This window comes from Enterobacter cloacae complex sp. I1M (assembly GCF_014982425.1).
Classification (GTDB): domain Bacteria; phylum Pseudomonadota; class Gammaproteobacteria; order Enterobacterales; family Enterobacteriaceae; genus Enterobacter; species Enterobacter intestinihominis.
The window spans coordinates 1-16,924 of the sequence record NZ_JADCLG010000040.1 but is presented as its reverse complement, the minus strand read 5'-3'; the positions used below and the strand labels follow the sequence as shown (position 1 = coordinate 16,924).

General features: G+C 56.0%; 15 protein-coding genes. 6 read left to right on the top strand and 9 right to left on the bottom strand.

What is annotated here, in order from left to right:
- Positions 1-44: 44 nt before the first annotated feature.
- The 7 genes from aroB to pilM all read right to left on the bottom strand — a co-directional run bounded on the left by aroB (position 45) and on the right by pilM (position 5,266).
- Positions 45-1,133: a 3-dehydroquinate synthase gene (aroB, locus tag INF86_RS19895; protein WP_193543857.1), complete on the bottom strand. Its 1,089-nt coding sequence runs from the start codon at positions 1,131-1,133 to the stop codon at positions 45-47.
- A 57-nt stretch (positions 1,134-1,190) separates the two neighbouring features.
- A complete protein-coding gene (gene aroK, locus INF86_RS19890; RefSeq protein ID WP_003861630.1) occupies positions 1,191-1,712 on the bottom strand; it encodes a shikimate kinase AroK in 522 nt (173 codons plus the stop codon).
- A gap of 286 nt (positions 1,713-1,998) precedes the next feature.
- Positions 1,999-3,237 carry a DNA uptake porin HofQ gene (gene hofQ, locus INF86_RS19885; protein WP_193543856.1) on the bottom strand — a complete coding sequence of 413 codons (1,239 nt, stop codon included), beginning with the start codon at positions 3,235-3,237 and terminating at the stop codon, positions 1,999-2,001.
- Positions 3,149-3,553 carry a HofP DNA utilization family protein gene (locus INF86_RS19880; protein ID WP_032621951.1) on the bottom strand — a complete coding sequence of 135 codons (405 nt, stop codon included), beginning with the start codon at positions 3,551-3,553 and terminating at the stop codon, positions 3,149-3,151. The genes hofQ and INF86_RS19880 overlap by 89 nt, the downstream gene beginning before the upstream one ends.
- A complete protein-coding gene (locus INF86_RS19875; RefSeq protein WP_193543855.1) occupies positions 3,543-3,995 on the bottom strand; it encodes a DNA utilization protein HofO in 453 nt (150 codons plus the stop codon). The genes INF86_RS19880 and INF86_RS19875 overlap by 11 nt, the downstream gene beginning before the upstream one ends.
- Before the next feature lie 3 nt (positions 3,996-3,998).
- Positions 3,999-4,493, bottom strand: a complete 495-nt coding sequence (locus tag INF86_RS19870) for a PilN domain-containing protein (protein WP_022649625.1) — start codon at positions 4,491-4,493, stop codon at positions 3,999-4,001.
- Entirely contained in the window at positions 4,493-5,266 is a 774-nt protein-coding gene (gene pilM / locus INF86_RS19865) for a pilus assembly protein PilM (protein WP_032626799.1), read from the bottom strand. The genes INF86_RS19870 and pilM overlap by 1 nt, the downstream gene beginning before the upstream one ends.
- A 120-nt stretch (positions 5,267-5,386) precedes the next feature.
- Between pilM and mrcA the strand changes: the two genes are divergently transcribed.
- A complete protein-coding gene (gene mrcA / locus INF86_RS19860; protein ID WP_193543854.1) occupies positions 5,387-7,939 on the top strand; it encodes a peptidoglycan glycosyltransferase/peptidoglycan DD-transpeptidase MrcA in 2,553 nt (850 codons plus the stop codon).
- 93 nt (positions 7,940-8,032) lie between these two features.
- Here mrcA and nudE read toward each other — a convergent pair whose 3' ends face one another.
- The gene (gene nudE, locus INF86_RS19855; protein ID WP_003861622.1) at positions 8,033-8,593 is read right to left on the bottom strand and encodes an ADP compounds hydrolase NudE; all 561 of its coding nucleotides are present in this window, start codon (positions 8,591-8,593) and stop codon (positions 8,033-8,035) included.
- 327 nt (positions 8,594-8,920) lie between these two features.
- On the opposite strand from nudE, the gene INF86_RS19850 reads away from it, so the two are divergent.
- The 4 genes from INF86_RS19850 to hslO all read left to right on the top strand — a co-directional run bounded on the left by INF86_RS19850 (position 8,921) and on the right by hslO (position 13,108).
- Positions 8,921-11,059 (top strand): intracellular growth attenuator family protein, encoded by a 2,139-nt coding sequence (locus tag INF86_RS19850; protein ID WP_058677380.1) that lies wholly within the window; start codon positions 8,921-8,923, stop codon positions 11,057-11,059.
- Between the two features lie 64 nt (positions 11,060-11,123).
- The gene (yrfG, locus tag INF86_RS19845; protein WP_003861619.1) at positions 11,124-11,807 is read left to right on the top strand and encodes a GMP/IMP nucleotidase; all 684 of its coding nucleotides are present in this window, start codon (positions 11,124-11,126) and stop codon (positions 11,805-11,807) included.
- Positions 11,804-12,205: a ribosome-associated heat shock protein Hsp15 gene (hslR, locus tag INF86_RS19840; protein ID WP_003861618.1), complete on the top strand. Its 402-nt coding sequence runs from the start codon at positions 11,804-11,806 to the stop codon at positions 12,203-12,205. The genes yrfG and hslR overlap by 4 nt, the downstream gene beginning before the upstream one ends.
- An 18-nt stretch (positions 12,206-12,223) precedes the next feature.
- Positions 12,224-13,108: an Hsp33 family molecular chaperone HslO gene (gene hslO, locus INF86_RS19835; RefSeq protein ID WP_162268585.1), complete on the top strand. Its 885-nt coding sequence runs from the start codon at positions 12,224-12,226 to the stop codon at positions 13,106-13,108.
- Between the two features lie 122 nt (positions 13,109-13,230).
- On the opposite strand, the gene INF86_RS19830 is transcribed toward hslO, so the two are convergent.
- The gene (locus INF86_RS19830; protein ID WP_193543853.1) at positions 13,231-14,826 is read right to left on the bottom strand and encodes a DUF4153 domain-containing protein; all 1,596 of its coding nucleotides are present in this window, start codon (positions 14,824-14,826) and stop codon (positions 13,231-13,233) included.
- 317 nt (positions 14,827-15,143) lie between these two features.
- Between INF86_RS19830 and pckA the strand changes: the two genes are divergently transcribed.
- Positions 15,144-16,760 (top strand): phosphoenolpyruvate carboxykinase (ATP), encoded by a 1,617-nt coding sequence (pckA, locus tag INF86_RS19825; RefSeq protein ID WP_108367946.1) that lies wholly within the window; start codon positions 15,144-15,146, stop codon positions 16,758-16,760.
- The last annotated feature ends 164 nt before the right edge of the window (positions 16,761-16,924 follow it).

Below are 16,924 nucleotides of genomic sequence, written 5' to 3'. Positions count from 1 at the left end.
AGCTAAAACGACCACCTGTTACAGCAGCCTGACCTTTCTAGTTGTTACGCCTGCTGACAATCAGCAATAGCGCCAAGTACGACTTCGTGCGGCACTCCGCCGCGCACTTCACTTTTCCCTATTGCAAGCGGGAGTACCAGACGCATCTCACCTGCCAATACTTTTTTATCGCGCATCATGTGGGGAAGGTACACTTGCGCAGACATTTCCTGCGGACCACTCACCGGCAAGCCAGCACGTTTAAGCAACGTGATGATACGTGCTGTCTCTTCCGGCCTGAACTGCCCCAGACGTTCAGAGGCACGGGCCGCCATGACCATTCCGGCAGCGACAGCTTCACCGTGAAGCCAGTTACCGTAGCCCATTTCGGCTTCGATCGCATGACCAAACGTATGCCCCAGATTCAGTAAAGCACGTAAGCCGGTTTCACGCTCATCTGCGGCAACGACTTCTGCTTTCAGCTCACAGCACCGGCGAATACAGTAGGCCATTGTCTGCCCATCGAGGCGCAGCAGCGCATCCATATTCTCTTCCAGCCAGGTGAAGAACTCACCGTCAAGAATAATGCCGTATTTGATCACTTCTGCAAGGCCGGACGCCAGTTCGCGCGCTGGCAAGGTTTGCAGACAGTCGAGATCCACCACCACCGATGCAGGCTGGTAGAACGCGCCAATCATGTTTTTGCCGAGCGGATGGTTAACCGCCGTTTTACCGCCCACAGAAGAATCGACCTGTGAGAGCAACGTGGTTGGAATTTGAATAAAGCGCACACCGCGCTGGTAGCTGGCGGCTGCAAAACCGGTCAGATCGCCCACAACGCCGCCGCCCAGGGCAAGCAGTGTTGTATCACGACCGTGCGGTTTTTGCAGAAGTGCGGTAAAGACGGTATCCAGTACCGTCAGGCTTTTGTACTGCTCGCCATCGGGCAGAATCACACTGTCGACCTTCACGCCCGCCTGCTCAAGCAGGTGGCGTACACGGTCGAGATAAAGCGGAGCCAGCGTCTCGTTGGTGACCAGCATCGCCTGATCACCCGCTTTCAGTGGTAAGAAGGAAGCTGGATCGTTAAACAAACCAGCCGCGATGGTGATAGGGTAACTACGTTCCCCGAGAGTAACTGTAATCCTCTCCATGACGCGACATCCACCTTAAATGCTTTTACCCGCAGGCGAGTGTATATAAAGCCAGAATCAGTTGCTTTCCAGCATATGAATAATCTGGTTTGCAACCACTTTAGCGCTTTGATCGTCAGTACGAATGGTCACATCAGCAATCTCTTCGTACAGAGGATTGCGTTCATCGGCCAAAGCTTCCAGAACTTCACGTGGCGGTGTTTCAACCTGCAACAACGGGCGCTTTTTATCACGCTGCGTGCGTGCCAGCTGTTTTTCGATGGTCGTCTCAAGATAGACCACTACGCCACGGGCGGAGAGACGGTTGCGGGTTTCGCGAGATTTTACAGAGCCGCCGCCTGTTGCCAGCACAATGCCCTGTTTTTCCGTGAGTTCGTTGATCACTTTTTCTTCTCGGTCACGGAAACCTTCTTCGCCTTCTACGTCGAAGACCCAGCCCACATCCGCTCCGGTTCGTTTCTCAATCTCTTGATCAGAATCGTAAAATTCCATATTGAGTTGTTGAGCTAACTGACGCCCAATAGTGCTTTTGCCGGCACCCATAGGCCCAACCAGAAAGATATTGCGTTTCTCTGCCATTTTTTCGGTACTACTAAGACTATTCGTTAATGGTAATCCCCGCTGCGCAGACACCCGGCGTAGCAGGACATGAACTGAAACCTCATTTGCAATAGAGCGAGAGTCAGACGAAAAATTATCTCAATACTCCGGCTTGTTTGGCAACTGATTAAATCACCGTTCCCGGCGCATAAGGAAATAAGACGTAAGTCCAACTCAAATCGGTACTCCTTGTATGCTAATTCATGCCCCACGTCAAACATCTGCAACAAACTGAATGCAAAATCATTGCGGGGATCGTTACCCATTAATGAATACTGACCAGACGTGGCGTGATAAACACCACTAACTCGCTCCGTTCGTTATCTTTTCCGTCATGGCGGAACAACTGACCCAGCCACGGAATGTTGCCCAGCACGGGCACGCTGTCGCGTCCGGTTTTATTCTTTTGCGAAAAGATCCCGCCCAGCGCGAGCGTTTCCCCACTTTTTACCTCTACCTGCGTTTCGATCTCCTGCTTATCAATCGCCAGCGTTTCGCCGTCCGCCTGTTGCAGCACCTGGCCAGGCATATTTTCACTGATATGCAGCTTCAGACGAACGCGGCCGCCCGGAAGCACCACCGGCGTGACCTCCATGCCTAATACCGCCTCTTTAAACTCAACGGAGGTCGCCCCGCTTTCGCCGCTGGAAACCTGATACGGGATTTCGCTGCCCTGCTTGATGCTGGCCGGCTGCATGTGCGACGCCAGTAGCCGCGGGCTGGCGATGATATCCACCTGCTGCTTTTGCTCAAGCGCCGACAACTCAAGATCCAGCATCCTGCCGTTGATGCGCCCGATATTAAACCCAACGTGTGTGGTTGCACTGGCCACCGACAGGTCAGCGCCCAACGTCGTGACCTGACCCACCTTACCGGCCTCCGTTGCGTCAGCGAGGTTCCATTTCACCCCCAGTTCACGCAGGCTTTTTTCACTAATGGTCACAATCTGCGCCGCCAGTTCTACCTGCTCGACGGGCAGATCCATCTGCGCTGCCCAGCGCTGGAGCATATCCACCACCGACTTGTTATCCCTGACCAGGAGACGGTTGGTGCGCTTGTCGACGGCGAGACTGCCTTTCGGGCTTAAGAGCTTTTCCGCCGCTTTTTGCAATTCGGCCGCATCCGCATAAGCAAACGGAATGCTGTGAGAGAGCAGCGGAGCGTCGAGCAGACGCTGGGCCCGCTCCTGCGCTTTACGCGTCTGTTGCTCCCGCTGCCAGGCCGCCGTATGCACATAAAAAATGCCGCCCTCTTCCCGCAATACCAGCCCGGCACTGTTCACTACCGTCTGAAGCGCCTGCCTCCAGGGCACCCGCGTTAGATTCAGCGAAAGCGAACCGCTGACATCCGGCGACACCACCAGATTGCGATCCTCCTGCGCTACCATCGCCTGTAATACCTGCACCACCGGGACATCATCCACCAGCAGGGTGACCGGTTTTGGCGTCGCGGCCCACAGGGGCTGGCTGAGTGCCGCCAGTAACAGCCCTATCCATATCTTCACTTTTTTTCGTTCCTTCTCGCTGCCATGTCCATCGTTTCGGCTCGCACATCTCGCCGACATCAACGGTTAGTTGTTGTGTATCTATCGCACTCACACGCCAGCCTGGCGGTAACCGCATCTGCGTTTTTACCCGGTGCCAGCGGTTCTGCCCGTCCTGCATAAGGCCGATATCCCTGCTGCCGCTGACGACTCCCTGATACCGCCACTGGCTGAGTTGCCCTGCTGCGCAACGCTCTTCCGGCACGGAGAAGGGATCCCGCATCCCGGTCAGGAAAAGCGGAGAAAGCAGGATCAGCAAACGGGTTTTACTGCGCATGACCGATCTCCAGTTGCAGGCTAAGGCATAGCTGTTTTCCCTGTGGGGTGATGGAAAACGCGCTCACCCGCACGTTCTCAAGCGCCAGCCGGGAAAAGAGCGCCGGAACTGCGCCCCACAAGGCATCCAGCGCCAGCTCTCCCCCACTCTGCTGCGGTTTCCAGTACACCAGCCTTGCGTCCTCACGCTGAAATGCCAGCGGAGAAAAGGGCTGCACCGGCTTCACTTGCGTAACCACAGGTCGCCGCCCGGCCTTCGGCCACAGCGAGGCGTTGATTCGCTTCGCACTGCTGGCCTGCACCTGAATATCGGCGTAGCACAGAGCAGCGGGTCTGAGCAGCGCTCCCCAAATCGCAAACGCAACGATCCCCGACGCGATCAACCAGCAAAGGACGCGCCGGGAAGGACGTGCATCTGTCCAGCGTTGATACCAGATGCCCACTGGCTACCTCCGGCTATGCAGTTGAAAAGAGAACATCCATCGCCCCTGGCTATCCTGTTGCAATTCGCCTGCCGGTCCGGGGTTAAACCCCGTCACCCTTTTCAGCGCATCGGTCATGGCAGAGAGCGTCGGGAGTGAGGTGGTATAGCCCGTCAGGATCAGCGAGGGTGGCTGATAACGCAGCGCCGTCAGCCACGCCTGCCGGGGCATTGCACTGGCAAGGGATTCAAGCGCGGGTTGCCATGCCACCGTCTCGGGCGGCTGCGAAGGGGGTTCCAGCCCCGCAGACTGCGGCTGACGGGCTTTCAATACCTTCTGCACCGCACGCGTTCCCGCCAGATCGCTCTGCAACGCCTGTGACGCGAGAGTCTGCGTCGCCCGAAGGCTGACGCCTCCCGCCAGCATCACCAACAATGAGGCGGTAAACAGCAGCCCCCAAAAACGCAGGCGCTGATTACGTTGCTGCCGACGCCAGGGTAAAAGATTGGGCATGCTCATTACGGCGCCTCGCTCATGGCCAGCGCCAGGGCGACGGTGTAATCAGCACCACATTCTGGCAACGGCGGCTGACACAGCGTCACCGCTTCCCACGGATCGCGGGCAGCATCAAACACGGCGATATCAGAAGGAGAAAGCGCAAGCAACGCCGCCAGCTCATTCACCGTCGCCGCTTCTGTGGTGTAGCGCCGCCCCCACTGGTGACGCATCGCCCACAGCCACTGGTCTTTATCCCTCCAGGCTACGCACCGGACGGGGGCAACAGCAGAGAGAAGATTAGCCAGTGCGCCGGCATCCGGGACGATTGCGGCCAGGCGCAAACGCAGCGCTTTCGCCAGCGACAACAGGGTATCGACCTCTCTGTTTTGCGCGGCGGTAACCTGAAAAGTGTTGCTGAACGTATCCTGCGCGTAGTCAAAGCAGAGCGTATCGGGAGGCATCTCCAGCTCACGCGCTAATGCGGCGCCTACCCAGGTGAGCTGTTCGCTGTCACGCAAGTTAACGGATGGACGGGGCAACGCGCGTTGCAGAACGCGCGTTGCCGGAAATGAGAGAAATACCCGATGCGAGTGCGGCAATGTTTTCCGCCAGCCACGTAATGCGTTAACCAGTTGTTCTGGCTTAAGTATTTTGCCTTCACCCATAACCCCGTCCGACAGCGGCACCGCCCACCAGCGCCGTAAACGCCAGCCGGCCCGCTCTCTGGTCAGCGCCACGGCAATCACCTTATCCTGTTGAATATGAACGCCTGTTTGCCACGTTTTAAAAGCCATACTTCACGATCTCCTTATCGCCCGTCGGAGTGACGGCTATATCAATGAATCAGGCTTGCCTTTATACTACCGCGCGATTGTTTAGAAACTGCCCAGGCTAAACCAAATGGGAAATCTCCGGTGAAGTTCGTAAAGTATTTATTGATCCTTGCAGTCTGTTGCATTCTGCTGGGAGCAGGCTCGATTATTGGTTTGTACAAATATGTCGAGCCGCAACTCCCTGATGTCGCCACACTTCGTGATGTGCGGCTTCAGATCCCTATGCAGGTCTATAGCGCCGATGGTGAACTGATGGCGCAATACGGCGAGAAACGTCGTATCCCACTGACCTTAAATCAAATTCCACCCGTGATGGTGAAGGCTTTTATCGCCACCGAGGACAGCCGTTTTTACGAGCACCACGGTGTCGATCCGGTCGGTATTTTCCGTGCGGCAAGCGTGGCGCTGTTCTCCGGTCATGCCTCTCAGGGGGCAAGTACCATTACCCAGCAGCTGGCGCGTAACTTCTTCCTCAGCCCGGAAAAGACGCTGATACGTAAGATCAAAGAAGTATTCCTCGCGATCCGCATTGAGCAACTGCTGAGCAAAGAGGAGATCCTTGAGCTTTACCTCAACAAGATCTATCTGGGCTACCGCGCCTATGGCGTAGGGGCTGCGGCTCAGGTCTATTTCGGTAAGTCGATCGATCAGCTCACGCTGAGCGAAATGGCGACCATTGCCGGCCTGCCAAAAGCGCCATCAACGTTTAACCCGCTCTACTCGCTGGACCGCGCCACCGCGCGCCGTAACGTTGTGCTATCGCGTATGTTGAGCGAAGGCTACATCAGCCAGGATGAGTACGATCGGGCACGCAGCGATGTGATTGATGCCAATTACCATGCACCGGAAATTGCTTTCTCATCGCCGTATCTGACGGAAATGGTTCGCCAGGAGATGGTGCGCCGCTACGGCGACAAAGCATATGAAGACGGCTATCGCGTTTACACCACCGTGACCCGCAAGGTGCAGCAGGCTGCCCAGCAGGCGGTGCGTAATAACGTGATGGATTACGATATGCGTCACGGCTATCGCGGCCCGTCCAACGTGCTGTGGAGAGTGGGCGAAGGCGCATGGGACAGCAAAAAAATCACTGATTCCCTGAAAGCGCTGCCGACCTATGGCCCGCTGCGTCCGGCGGTGGTCACCCAGGCCGATCCGCAGGAAGCGGTGGCGATGATGGCCGATGGTACATCCGTTTCGCTGCGAATGGAGGGTATCCGCTGGGCGCGTCCGTACCGTTCTGACACCCTTCAGGGGCCTACTCCACGTAAAGTGACGGATGTGGTACAAACCGGACAACAAATCTGGGTGCGTCAGGTAGGCGATGCCTGGTGGCTGGCACAGGTGCCGGACGTCAACTCTGCCCTGGTCTCCATCAATCCGCAGAACGGTGCCGTGATGGCGCTGGTTGGCGGGTTCGATTTCAACCAGAGCAAATTTAACCGCGCAACCCAGGCGCTGCGTCAGGTCGGTTCGAACATCAAACCGTTCCTGTATACCGCGGCGATGGACAAGGGGCTAACGCTCGCCAGCATTCTCAACGACGTGCCAATTTCCCGATGGGATGCCGGTGCGGGCTCTGACTGGCAGCCGAAGAACTCTCCGGCGCAATACGCTGGCCCTATCCGTCTGCGTCAGGGCCTTGGCCAGTCGAAGAACGTGGTCATGGTTCGCGCGATGCGTGCGATGGGCGTTGATTATGCGGCAGAGTATCTGCAACGCTTCGGCTTCCCGGCGCAAAACATCGTTCATACCGAATCTTTGGCGCTCGGCTCCGCGTCCTTCACGCCGCTCCAGGTCGCGCGTGGCTACTCGGTAATGGCAAACGGCGGCTTCCTGGTCGATCCGTATTTCATCAGCAAAATCGAGAACGATCAGGGCGGCGTACTGTTTGAAGCGAAGCCGAAAATTGCCTGCCCTGAATGCGATATTCCGGTGATTTACGGCGACACGCCAAAATCCAATGTCCTTGAAAACAAGGATATGGAAGATGTTGCCATCTCTCAGGAACGTCAGAATCTGGCGGTGCCGCAGCCTCAGCTGGAACAGGCCAATCAGGCGCTGGTCGCCCAGAGTGGCGCGCAGGAGTATGCTCCGCACGTGATCAGCACGCCGCTGTCGTTCCTGATTAAGAGCGCGCTGAACACCAACATCTTTGGCGAACCGGGCTGGCAAGGCACCGGCTGGCGAGCGGGCCGCGATTTGCAACGCCGCGACATCGGCGGCAAAACAGGCACAACCAACAGCTCAAAAGATGCCTGGTTCTCAGGTTATGGCCCGGGCGTTGTCACCTCGGTCTGGATTGGTTTTGACGATCACCGCCGCACTCTGGGGCGCACAACCGCTTCTGGCGCGATTAAAGATCAGATTTCCGGTTACGAGGGTGGGGCTAAGAGTGCGCAACCGGCCTGGGATGCTTACATGAAGGCCGCTCTCGAGGGCGTGCCGGAGCAGCCGCTAACGCCTCCGCCGGGCATTGTCACGATCAATATTGACCGCAGCACCGGACAGCTCGCGAATGGCGGCAACAGCCGTGCCGAGTATTTCATCGAGGGTACGCAGCCAACCACGCAGGCGGTGCATGAGGTGGGTACCGAAATCATTGATAACGGCGAAACGCACGAACTGTTCTGACGCCAACAAAAAAGCCGGGCGGTGGCGACGCCTGTCCCGGCCTACAGCGTAATGCAAAACGGCAACCATCGGTTGCCGTTTTTAATGGTGGCGCTACAAACGCCCCTGCCCCTTCAGCCACTCCCGCACCAGGAACAGTGCGCTCACGTTGCGTGCCTCGTTAAAGTCAGGATCTTCCAGCAAATCCATCAGATGAGCCAGCGGCCAGCGAACCTGCGGCAGCGGTTCCGGCTCGTCTCCTTCCAGCGATTCAGGATAGAGATCTTCCGCGACAACAATGTTCATTTTGCTGGAGAAATAGGACGGCGCCATGCTCAGCTTTTTCAGGAACGTCAGCTCTTTCGCGCCAAAGCCGACCTCTTCTTTCAGCTCCCGGTTTGCCGCTTCAAACACCGTTTCGCCCGGATCGATCAGTCCTTTGGAGAAGCCCAGCTCGTAGGATTCTGTGCCCACAGCGTATTCACGAATGAGGATCAGGTGCTCGTCGACGATAGGCACTATCATCACCGCTTCACGCGAGGAGGGGCGCATACGCTCATAAACACGACGCACACCGTTGCTGAACTCCAGATCCACGCTTTCAACATTAAACAGACGCGATTTTGCGACGGTTTCAACATTCAGAATGGTGGGCTTTTGTAAGGGTTTGGTCATCTTGACGGGTCTTTGCTGGGTGAACTGGCTTTATTGTGCGATACGCCGCACGGTTTCGGCAATGTCAATTGCTCTTTATTTACATTTATGCAACGTAACTGTAGGCAATTCTCATTTCAAAACAAATGTCAAGAGGTTGAAAAGTTTCCAGGAATTTGCTGATATCGCGCCGGAACAGGCTTTGTTATCATTACCGGTCACTGGGATGCGCGTCAACATGCTCAAGTTAGACTCCATACTTGCCGATAGCCGACCACAGAATCTCATTCATTGTACAAAAGGTGCGACTGACAACACCTGTAAGAAGATAAGTAAGATGGGGAAAGCATGAGCACCATTTTGATTTTTCTCGCTGCTGTGCTGGCCTGCGCGTCGATTGCGGTGTGGGTATTCAGGCGCCGCGTACATCGCCGTTATCGGCTGCCCTTTTTGAACGCGTTTGCCGGGGCAAACACGCGCAAGCTTTCGCCAGAGGAACGCAGCACCGTTGAGCAGTATCTCGACACGCTGAACCGATCCCGGCTTTCGCCTGGCCCTACCGGCGCCAGCGCCGCCCCCGTATCGCTCAACCTTAACGCCCAAAGCGACACCGTTCTGTGCGTAACGCGCTCTATTACCCGCTACGGCATCACAACCGACGATCCCAACAAATGGCGTTACTATCTCGACTCTGTTGAAGTGCACCTGCCTCCCTTCTGGGAGCAGTATATCAACGACGAAAACAGCGTCGAGCTCATCCATACCGATACGCTGCCGCTGGTTATCTCCCTTAATGGTCATACTCTGAGCGAATATGTTCAGGAAGCGCCACGCTTTGCGCTGGAACGCGCAAGCGGAACGCAGGCCTCTATTCGTGGTGAAGAGACAGAGCAGATTGAACTGCTCAACATCCGCCAGGAAACGCATGAAGAGTACGTCCTGAGCCGCCCGGATGGCATTCGCGAAGCGGTGCTGATTGTCGTCTCGTTCCTGCTCTTTTTCATCTGCCTGCTGACGCCGGACGTGTTTGTTCCGTGGCTCGCGGGCGGCGCAGTACTGCTTCTGGCCGCCGGGCTGTGGGGCATATTTGCCCCGCCGGCAAAAACGTCATTACGCGAAATTCACTGCCTGCGCGGAACCCCAAAACGCTGGGGACTGTTCGGCGAGAACGATCAGGAACATATCAACAATATCTCGCTCGGGATCATCGATCTTATCTATCCGCGCCACTGGCAGCCGTGGATTGCGCAGGACCTGGGCCACAAAACGGATATTGATATCTATCTCGACCGCCACGTTGTACGCCAGGGACGTTACTTATCCCTGCACGACGAAGTAAAAAACTTCCCGCTTCAGCACTGGCTTCGCAGCGCGGTGATTGCCGGTGGCGCCGCGTTAATCTTCCTCATGCTGCTGCTTTTCGTGCCGCTGGATATGCCGATTAAATTTACCCTGTCATGGATCAAAGGGGCGCAAACCGTGGAAGCCACCAGCGTACAGCAGCTCGAAGAAGCGGGTGTACGCGTGGGGGATACGTTGCGGCTGAAAGGCACCGGGATGTGTAATATCCACTCACCGGGCGCCTGGAACACGCGCCAGAACTCGCCGTTCGCGCCGTTCGACTGCTCTCAGATCATCTGGAATGACGCCTCTCCGCTGCCGCTTCCGGAATCGGATGTGGTCAATAAGGCCACCGCGCTCACCCAGACGATTAATCGCCAGCTCCATCCAAAACCGGATGATGATTCTCGCGTCAGCCCTGCCCTGCGTTCGGCCATTCAGAAGTCCGGCATGGTGCTGCTGGATGACTTTGGCGAAATCGTCCTGAAAACAGAAGATCTCTGCTCAGCTCAGGATGACTGTATCCGGCTGAAGAACGCGCTGGTCAACCTCGGCAACAGCAAAGACTGGGACGCGCTGGTGAAACGCGCCGAAGCGGGACGCCTCGATGGTGTGAATGTGCTTCTGCGTCCGGTCAGCGCCGAGTCGCTGGATAACCTGGTGGCGACCTCTACCGCCCCCTTCGTGATGCGTGAAACCACCCGTGCCGCCCAGGCGCTTAACAGCCCGGCGCCTGGCGGTTTTGTGATTGCCAGCGATGAAGGCAGCGACCTGGTGGATCAACCCTATCCGCAGGTTTCGCTGTATGACTATCCAGCCCAGGAGCAGTGGAGCGAATTCCAGCGTCTGGCGCAGATGCTGATGCAGACGCCATTCAGCGCGGAAGGGATCGTCACCACCCTCTTTACCGACGCCAACGGCACGCGTCATATTGGCCTGCACCGTATGCCGGATAGCGCTGGCCTGTGGCGCTATGTAGGGACATCCCTGCTGCTGATTGCGATGCTGGCGTGTATTGTCTGGAACGGTTATCAGGCCGTACGCCGCTATCAGCGCTCCCGCACGCGACTGGCAGAAATCCAGGCCTACTACGAAAATTGCCTAAACCCGAAACTGATCTCCTCTTCTGAGAGCCTGATCGGTTAACGTCCCTGCGCGACAAGTTGTGCTACCCTGTCGCGCACGTTTCTTCTGGCTGGAGTTCCCCCTTATGCATCTTAATATCGACTGGCAGGCGGTCGATACCGTCCTGCTTGATATGGACGGCACGCTGCTTGATCTCGCCTTTGATAACTATTTCTGGCAAAAGCTGGTTCCGGAAACGTACGGTGAACAGCAGGGGATCTCCCCGGCGGAAGCGCAGGAATTCATTCGTTCGCAATATAGCGCGGTGCAGCATACGCTAAACTGGTACTGTCTTGACTACTGGAGCGAGCGACTCGGTCTGGATATTTGCGCCATGACCACCGCCCAGGGCGCACGCGCCGTACTGCGCGAAGATACGGTCCCGTTCCTGGACGCGCTGAAAGCCTGCGGTAAGCGCCGTATTTTGCTGACAAATGCGCATCCCCATAACCTGGCCGTGAAGCTGGAACATACCGGTCTTGCTTCGCACCTTGATTTATTGCTTTCCACCCACACATTTGGTTATCCGAAAGAGGATCAGCGGTTGTGGCATGCCGTGGTGGAAGAGACCGGTTTACAGCCGGAACGCACGCTGTTCATTGACGACAGCGAGCCGATTCTGGATTCTGCGGCCGCATTTGGCATTCGCTATTGCCTGGGCGTGACCAATCCTGATTCCGGCCTGGCTGAAAAAAGCTATCTGCGACATCCGGGGCTGAACGACTATCGCCGGATGATCCCCTCACTCACCGTGAAGGAGACGCCATGAAAGAAAAACCCTCTGATGGGGTAAGACTGGATAAATGGCTGTGGGCCGCCCGTTTTTACAAAACGCGCGCCCTTGCCCGTGAAATGGTTGACGGCGGAAAGGTGCATTACAACGGTCAGCGCAGCAAACCGAGCAAGCTGGTTGAACTGAATGCCACGTTAACGCTTCGCCAGGGCAACGATGAGAAAACGGTGGTGGTGAAAGCCATTACCGAACAGCGGCGGCCCGCAACCGAAGCCGTTTTGCTGTATGAAGAGACGGCCGAAAGCATAGAGAAGCGCGAGAAAACCGCGCTGGCGCGCAAAATGAACGCGCTGACGATGCCTCACCCGGACCGGCGACCGGATAAAAAAGAACGCCGCGATCTGATGAAATTTAAACACGGTGAGAGCGAGTAACCCTCACCTGCATGAGAGATGAAAATGGCCCAACACGACCAATTACACCGCTATCTGTTTGAACAATTCGCCGTGCGCGGCGAGCTGGTCACCGTATCCGAAACCTGGAAACAGATTCTGGAAAACCACAACTACCCGCTGCCGGTAAAAACCCTGTTGGGCGAACTGCTGGTTGCCACCAGCCTGCTGACCGCCACGCTGAAGTTTGCTGGCGATATTACCGTCCAGTTGCAGGGCGATGGCCCAATGTCGCTGGCGGTGATCAACGGCAATAACCAGCAGCAGATGCGCGGCGTGGCGCGCGTTCAGGGCGATATCCCTGAAAATGCGGATCTGAAAACGCTGGTCGGTAACGGCTACCTGGTCATCACGATTTCGCCTGAAGAAGGTGAGCGCTATCAGGGCGTTGTCGGTCTCGAAGGCGATACGCTTGCCGCCTGCCTGGAAGATTACTTCATGCGTTCCGAACAGCTGCCAACCCGTCTGTTCATCCGCACCGGTGAAGTGGATGGCCAGCCTGCTGCCGGTGGTATGCTGCTTCAGGTTCTGCCTGCGCAGGATGCGCAGACCAATGATTTCGAGCATCTGGCAACGCTGACGGAAACCATCAAAGCGGAAGAGCTGTTCACCCTGTCGGCGACCGACGTGCTGTGGCGTCTCTACCACGAAGAAGAAGTGACGGTTTACGATCCGCAGGCGGTGGAATTTAAGTGCACCTGCTCCCGCGAGCGTTGTGCTGGCGCCCTGAAAACGCTGCCGGATGAAGAGATCGACAGCATCATGGTGGAAGACGGTGAAATCGATATGCACTGTGACTACTGTGGTACGCACTACGTGTTCAATTCGATGGATATCGCGGAGATCCGCAATAACGCCTCTCCGGCGGATCCGCAGGTCCATTAAGGTTTGTGAGTTTTGCCCGGCGGCGCTACGCTTGCACGGGCCTACAATGAATTGTGCAATTTTTTGATATGATTGCTAATTGTAGGCCGGGTAAGCGTAGCGCCACCCGGCAAGAAAGAGCACTAACGCCGCTGCGCATTATTGTAACTGTCGTAGCTCATATCGACACGCTCCCCAAAAATCTCAATATCCGCCCAGGGCTTCACGACAGATTTCACTTTCCTCTGCCTTAATGCGCGGTCAAGTTCTTCTCTGGTCAATGCCTCCGGCATTTTCCACGCGTCCCCGGCGATCCTCCAGCCCGTGTTGGTTTGTGTGTAAGCCACGATCGTGCGATCGGTAAATTGAAATAGCACGGCTTCAGGCTTGCCGTCGCCGTTAAGATCCAGCGGCATGAGTAAACAGTTACTCTGGGCGCTATCGCAGCTCTCAAAGCGATACTGATTGCTGAGCATGGCTTGCCACAATGCCTTATCAGGACGAGCCATTCCCGGTGCGAGCTGGACCTGTTTTTCCAGCATCGCGGCGGTCATCTTACCTGCTCCGCCAGCGTTCCTGGAGAGAAGACCATTTATTTCACGCTGGCGTTTTGGGTTAGAGATAAACTGCGGATCGTTTTGCAGCGTGAGCATTGCCTCCCGCCCCTTTCGTCCAGCGTTACTGAGCATATACAGGCTGACTTGATCCGCCGTTATTCTGCCGTCCTGATAGCGGGCCATATGGCTTGCAACGCTTATTCGCCACGGATCCAGCACGGGGGTATGGATCAACGCCAGGAAGATGAGGGAAAGCAGCCCGGTCGCCGGTATGACGTACGCATGGATCTTCTGCGGTTCACGGCGCTGAATCAGAACGCTGGCGCAAAAACCGACCGCCCAGACCAGCGCCACGATGGTTATCAATACCCCGTACAGACGCTCGGGTGACCAGCCGTATTGCGAAATGCGTAGCCACAGCGCCCACCCCGCCAGAACCGGATACGCGGGTACGATAGCCACAGCAAGGCGAATCATCCCTCGCAACGGGGCATAGTAAGGCAGCGTTTGACGCTGTGGATGCCACACTATCGTCACCAGGAATAACAGCAGCAGCGCTAAGGTGGTCAGCAAGCCCGCGGCGGATATTCTGGCTGAAATGGATTCAAAGCCGACAAAAGGCAACGCGCCAATAAAGAGCAGCGCCAGCGCCGCCATCAGGGGAAGCAGACCGGTGGCGATGAGGGTCAGCAGATTTTGCAGGGCAAGGATTAACCTTACCTGCATGCGCGTGAGCACGGCCGCACTGGCTGAAACCACGCCAATCGCCACTGAAATAAATCCGTCAGAATGAAAGAAAAGCCGATCAAAAAAGCCGATGCCGATAAGTTCGAAAAGCTCGGCCCAGAGGAAAAGCACCAGCCAAAAGAGACCATTCGAAACAAAAATAATGAGCAGCGTCAGCGCGTTATGCCAGTTTCGTTGATAAAAGTCGCTGTAGAACGAGGTAGTCGGGACGGGATCCAGACGCCGCTGAAGCCATGGCAACACGAACAGCGTCATCAGCAGCAGATGAAAGCCGAAAACGAGCATCTCATCTCTGAGATTCCAGCTTTCGAGTCCTGCAACGCTCCACTTAAGCCAGCCGCCCATACCCGCGACTGCCGCGCCGATCATCCCGAGTGACAGCCACAAAAATGGCTTTCTGAATGACGTCATGGCAAGAGACAACATGGTTGTCATTACCAAACTCTGAAAATAGCTGACCCAAGAGACCTGAATCGTTTTCCCAATGTAACTCTTACGTAATTTTCTTTCATGTATGCGATTACATTCACATTCTTCTGGATAAATTCACCAGAGATTAACCTTTTAAGAACATTTTCCCCAACCAAAAAGCGATTCCTGCGATAATCTGCCCGCCCTGTGACTGGAGTCGCAGCGTTTTCCGTTAGTAAGGGTTTTGACCAGATACGTAAATCTATGAGCCCCGTCGCGGTTAACATCCCCAGAAAAACCCTACAATTTCAGGCAGTACATATTGGCTAAGGAGCAGTGATATGCGTGTTAATGGTTTAACCCCGCAAGATCTCAAGGCTTATGGTATTCACGACGTCCAGGAAGTGGTCTACAACCCCGATTACGATACGCTGTATCAGGAAGAGCTCAATCCGGCACTGGAAGGGTACGAGCGAGGTGTGTTGACGAATCTTGGTGCTATCGCCGTCGATACCGGTATTTTTACCGGCCGTTCGCCGAAAGATAAATACATCGTCCGAGATGATACCACCCGCGATACGCTGTGGTGGGCCGATAAAGGCAAAGGGAAGAACGATAACAAACCGCTCTCTCCTGAAACCTGGCAGCATCTGAAAGGGCTCGTCACCCATCAGCTTTCCGGCAAGCGTCTGTTCATCGTCGATGCTTTCTGCGGCGCTAACGCCGACACCCGTCTCTCCGTTCGGTTTATCACTGAAGTGGCCTGGCAGGCGCATTTCGTGAAGAACATGTTCATTCGTCCGACCGATGAAGAACTGCAAAACTTCACCCCTGACTTTATCGTGATGAACGGCGCGAAATGCATCAACCCGCAGTGGAAAGAGCAGGGTCTGAACTCCGAAAACTTCATCGCCTTCAACCTGACCGAGCGTATCCAGCTGATCGGCGGTACCTGGTACGGCGGCGAAATGAAGAAAGGGATGTTCTCGGTCATGAACTACCTGCTCCCGCTGCGCGGTATCGCCTCCATGCACTGCTCGGCGAACGTCGGTGAAAAAGGTGACGTGGCAGTATTCTTCGGTCTTTCCGGCACCGGTAAAACAACTCTGTCCACCGATCCAAAACGTCGTCTGATTGGCGACGACGAGCACGGCTGGGACGACGACGGTGTGTTTAACTTTGAAGGCGGCTGCTACGCGAAAACCATTCGCCTGTCTGAAGAGGCAGAGCCGGATATCTACCACGCGATTCGCCGCGATGCGCTGCTGGAAAACGTCACCGTGCGTGCCGATGGCTCTGTCGACTTCGACGATGCGTCCAAAACCGAAAACACCCGCGTGTCTTACCCGATTTACCACATCGACAACATCGTGAAGCCGGTGTCGAAGGCGGGTCATGCCACGAAGGTGATTTTCCTGACCGCGGATGCGTTCGGCGTGTTGCCGCCAGTTTCCCGCCTGACCGCCAGCCAGACGCAGTACCACTTCCTCTCTGGCTTTACCGCTAAACTGGCGGGTACCGAGCGCGGTGTGACCGAGCCAACCCCAACCTTCTCCGCCTGCTTCGGCGCGGCGTTCCTGTCGCTGCACCCGACGCAGTACGCGGAAGTGCTGGTGAAACGCATGCAGGCATCCGGCGCACAGGCGTACCTGGTGAACACCGGCTGGAACGGGACGGGCAAACGTATCTCCATCAAAGATACCCGCGCCATCATCGACGCGATTCTGGATGGTTCATTGGATAACGCCGAGACCTTTACGCTGCCGATGTTCAATCTGGCGATCCCAACAGAGCTGCCTGGCGTGGATACGCGTATCCTCGATCCGCGTAACACCTATGGTTCACCGGAACAGTGGCGTGAGAAGGCAGAATCGCTGGCGAAACTGTTTATCGAAAACTTCGAGAAGTATACCGACACCCCGGCGGGTGCTGCGCTGGTGAGTGCGGGACCAAGGTAAAAGCAAAAAGGCAACGAAAGTTGCCTTTTTTAATGTTTTCTCCCTCTCCCCGTGGGCTGAGGGATCCCCAGTAATTTTTTTATGCAGAAGCAATAAAGTTGCTTTCTAAATGACTGAGGGCTGTCAGCGATGCCCTGGTCCGGCTGTAAATCGCTGAGGCGTTT